The organism is Microcystis sp. M165S2, assembly GCF_020245885.1.
Taxonomy (GTDB): Bacteria; Cyanobacteriota; Cyanobacteriia; order Cyanobacteriales; family Microcystaceae; genus Microcystis.
Window position 1 is genome coordinate 1 of the sequence record NZ_JADBTZ010000341.1, and the last position, 4,242, is coordinate 4,242.

Below are 4,242 nucleotides of genomic sequence, written 5' to 3' on the forward strand. Positions count from 1 at the left end.
AGACTTCAAATTCGGCCTTGAACGAGTAAAACTTTCTAGGAAATAAGGTTGAACATGAGATTTTTTCGACTTGTTCAAAGTGGCCGGAGGGCATTCGGACACTCAAAATGGACGTGGAGGAAGGCATAAGACTACCGCTAAGGTAGCAGTATCCTTCCTGTGAAGCGTCAACCCCGTTCAGCGACCACCCTAAAAAAGTGGCGTGGTGAGGAATCGCCGTCCGTTTTACGGCGGCGAGGATGTCAAATTACCGTCAAGCGTCCTCCACTGCCACGGAATTTTATCTGGTAGATTTGATGGAACTATTAGAAGGGGGAGATCGGCAAAAATTTCGGTATTTCTGGTTATTTTTCCGTCAAGAGGCTTTTATTAAGGATATTCACGGTCAGAATTTCCTTGAACGGGTCCGGGAGGGGAGTACCACCTATGCCACCAGAGTGGGTAACGAGTTAAAAGAGTTAGTCTTTGATCGCATTTTTCCCGATATTTCTAAAGGTTTTGTATCATTAAATACAGACATACAGCCAGACTTATTGTACGAGGCGAGTTTATCCCTGCTGTATAAATTATTATTTCTTCTCTACGCGGAAGCGCGGGACTTGCTGCCGGTGAGGGGAGACTATCGCGATTATAGCTTATTGCAAAAGACGCGAGAAATTGCCGTTAAAATCGATCGTCAGCAGGTCTTTAGTGGCACCTCGACGGGAATATACGATGCTCTCCTCAGTTTATTTCGCATTGTCGATCGAGGGGATGCTAATTTAGCCGTACCTCGTTACAACGGGGGTTTATTTGATATGGAAGAAGGCCGGGTGAATTGTTTTCTCGGTCAATATAAGTTATCCGATGCGGTTTTAGCGCCCATCTTAGACAAGTTAGCACGTTTTGAGGGACAGCCGATCGACTATAGTTTTTTAGGTGTGCGACAGTTAGGATCAATTTACGAAGGATTACTGGAATATCGCATCGTGATTGAGGGGGAATCGGTACATCTGGAAAATGATCGGGGAGAAAGAAAGGCCACTGGTTCCTATTACACTCCCGATTACATCGTTAAATATATTGTCAGCCATACCCTCAAACCAATTTTAGAGCAAAGAGCGCAACAGTTCGGGGATTTAATGACAGAAATCGCCACCCGAAGACAAGAAAGTGCCGATAGACGTTTAGGAAATCTCAGTCAGCAGGGATTACAAAAAGAGCTACAACGCTTAGAAAAAAAAGCGATCACCACCTTACTTGATCTTAAACTCTGTGACCCCGCCATGGGCAGCGGACATTTTTTAGTGGAAGCAGTGGACTATCTCACCGATGAGTTAATCCAGATTCTCAATCTTTATCCCGAAGATAATCCCGTTTTAACCATGTTGGAAACCACCCGAAAAAATATTATCGACAATCTCCGACAACAGGGAATTATTCTCGATTCTCCCACTCTTGAACCAACGCAGTTATTACAAAGAGTGGTGATGAAGCGCTGTATTTATGGGGTAGATATCAATCCGATGGCCGTAGAATTGGCCAAGGTTAGTCTCTGGTTACATTCTTTCACAGTGGGCGCACCTTTGAGTTTTTTGGATCATCATTTACGTTGTGGTAACTCTCTGATCGGAACTACCGCCAAGGACGCAGAAGCCGCTATGATTGAGGAAGAAAGTGGTCAATTAACTCTTTTAACTGGCCCTTTTGTCGGGTTACTTCGGGCCGCGGAAATTATGCGGGGAATTAGTACCCTCAGCGATGCGACTTTTGCAGAAGTGGAAGCAAGTGAACAGTTATTCCGTGATTTTGATAGTCAAGCTAAACCCTACAAGCGTTTATTAGATGTTTTCCTCTCTCGCTTTTTTGGGGTTAAAACTGCTATCGAGTTTCTGCAGCGTTACGGTGGCAATATATCGGCAATTAATTGGGATAAGTTACCCCCATCAGACCAACGAATTTTAGACCAGGCAGCTAGTTTATATAAAGATAAGCGCTTTTTTCACTGGGATCTGGAATTTCCCGAAGTTTTTATCGATCTTGATTCCGCTTCTTGGAAAGATAACCCCGGTTTTGATGCAGTAATCGGTAATCCTCCTTGGGGTTGTACTCTTAGTAAAGAAGAAAAGAAATTCTTGCAAAATTATTTTAAAATTAATAGCTTAAATAACCTTGATTCCTATGCACTATTTACTCAAGCATCAATGAGTAGAACTAATCAAAATGGTAGATGTGGTCATATTATCCCTGATACTTTACTTCGCAAAGAAGATTTAAGAGAATTGCGAAAACATTTACTTTTTGAAAGTACAATTGAAGAATTAATTGAAACTGGACCGGTATTTAAAGAGGTCAGAGATACATGGTGTTTAATTTTAATAGCCACACATCAACAGCCATCTAAATATCACCGTATTCAACATAAAAAAATTAGTAGATTTATCGTCTCGGTGGAAGAAAGATTAGAAAAATTTGGTCTTCAAGAATGGTCGCAGAATACCAAATCGGCACAACTACAATGGGCAAGAAAACAGGATCATATTATCGGTTATAATGCCTCTAGATGTGAACAAAGTATTATTCAAAAAATAGAAAATAACTCAGAGACATTAAGAAATAGCTCTTTGAAATTTATAATCTCTAGAGGAGAAGAAGGAAGTAAACAAAAATTAACCCCTGATCCAAGGGGCAATTTCATGATAGTCATTCCAGAAGATATTAATCGGTATGAAATTAATGATGGGGTATTAATTAAATCTAGTGAATTAACCCCTATTAAGATGCAAAAATTTTATTCATGTCCCAAAATATGGTGTATTCGCATTCAAAAGTTACGCTGGAAACAGAGAATAGTTTGTAGTTTTGATCCTAGAGATAACTCTGCGGGTATGAAAACGCTTCAAATTATTATTTCATCCTCTAACCAAAAAGATAACTTGCTTTTCGCATCTACCTTATTAAGCTCTAAATTACTTAATTTTTGGTGTGAAGACTATTTAGTTGATGACATGAATAAAAGCTATTTAGAAAAAATACCGATCCGAAAAATATCTTTTAACACCAATAGCGATCGCCGTCAAGAGTGCTTAGAGAAACTTATTAAAAGTTATCAAGAAAAGCAAGAGATATTAAAGGAAATCGAGAAGCATATTAGGAGAGAGGAAACTGATATAGTCCATGATATTCTGGCATACTTAGCAGAACAGATGATCGAGATAAATCGGGAAAAACGAAAAGAAATCAAAAGCTTTTTGAGATATTTAGAGAGAATGATCGGCAGTGCGATCAATAATTTAACCAACAAATCAAAAATCCAAAACTATCTCGGTGACTACCAAAAAAGCGAACCTCATCTTAGCTTCGAGCAACTTGGGGAGATACTGAAAAAGAACAAAAAGAAAATTAGCGTTAACTTGCTTGATCGCCAAATACAGGAAACCCTAGAAAAAGAATATCAAACCAGTCTAGAGAAACTTTTACCCCTAAAACAACAATTAAGCGCCACCGATGAATTGATCGATCTAATTGTTTATAAACTCTATGGATTAAGCGAGGAAGAAATTAAAATTATTGAAGGGAGAGAGTAAAAAAAAAGAATCAGCTGCCCGCGTAATTAAATTACTTGTTGAGATACAGATCCCGTCGAGGCGGTATAACCGTTAAATTTACGACCAATCCTGACTCGTATCGCAGAGGAAATGGTCGGCCATGATGTCCTCGAAGGTGAAAGAACAGTGAGAGGGAAAAGTCCGTATCGGTAAATCCGTCTCGCGTAAAGCCAAATCGACCCCGGCCTCGAAAGCATCGGATAAAGCCGTCGGTATCCGGGATTTTAAACTAGGATTACCCTCTAGATGCCGTCTGATCGCTCGTCTCTGTTCTCTAATCGTCAAAAACCAGCTGCGAGAACGTTTATCTGGCTGATATTCCCATTTGAGAAGATGTCCTACCAAAACGGTTAGACGACTCACCAGTTCTCGATATTCTTGTTTACCCAAGGAAATGATTTCCTCCCGTAAGTTTTGCCAGTCCAGAGCTTCTACCTGTCGGTTGGCTAGAGCTTTCGCTTGTAGCTCTGTCCACCCATAGAAGTCGGATTCATACAGGGAATTGGCTTGATCTTTCATCGAAAATTTTGGGTCTGAAACCCCGTCGTTCTACGACGGCTTTACCGTTAAATACTAGCGCATTTACCAAATATATGCTAAAATGTGAGACATGGAAAAAGCCTACTCGTTTCGATTTTACCCCACACCAGAACAA

At 40.3% G+C, this 4,242-nt stretch carries 2 protein-coding genes and 1 pseudogene; 2 read left to right on the forward strand and 1 reads right to left on the reverse strand.

Going from position 1 to position 4,242, the window contains the following annotated elements:
• Window positions 1–248: 248 nt before the first annotated feature.
• A pseudogene (locus tag IM479_RS22775) lies at window positions 249–3,566 on the forward strand (Eco57I restriction-modification methylase domain-containing protein); the annotation flags it as partial.
• A 78-nt stretch (window positions 3,567–3,644) separates the two neighbouring features.
• On the opposite strand, the gene IM479_RS17025 reads toward IM479_RS22775, so the two are convergent.
• On the reverse strand, window positions 3,645–4,106 hold the full coding sequence (locus IM479_RS17025) for a DUF29 domain-containing protein (protein ID WP_287686867.1): 462 nt from the start codon (window positions 4,104–4,106) through the stop codon (window positions 3,645–3,647).
• Window positions 4,107–4,197: 91 nt separating this feature from the next.
• Here IM479_RS17025 and IM479_RS22780 point away from each other — a divergent pair.
• On the forward strand, window positions 4,198–4,242 hold a 45-nt coding region (locus IM479_RS22780), incomplete at its 3' end, for a helix-turn-helix domain-containing protein (protein ID WP_353737100.1).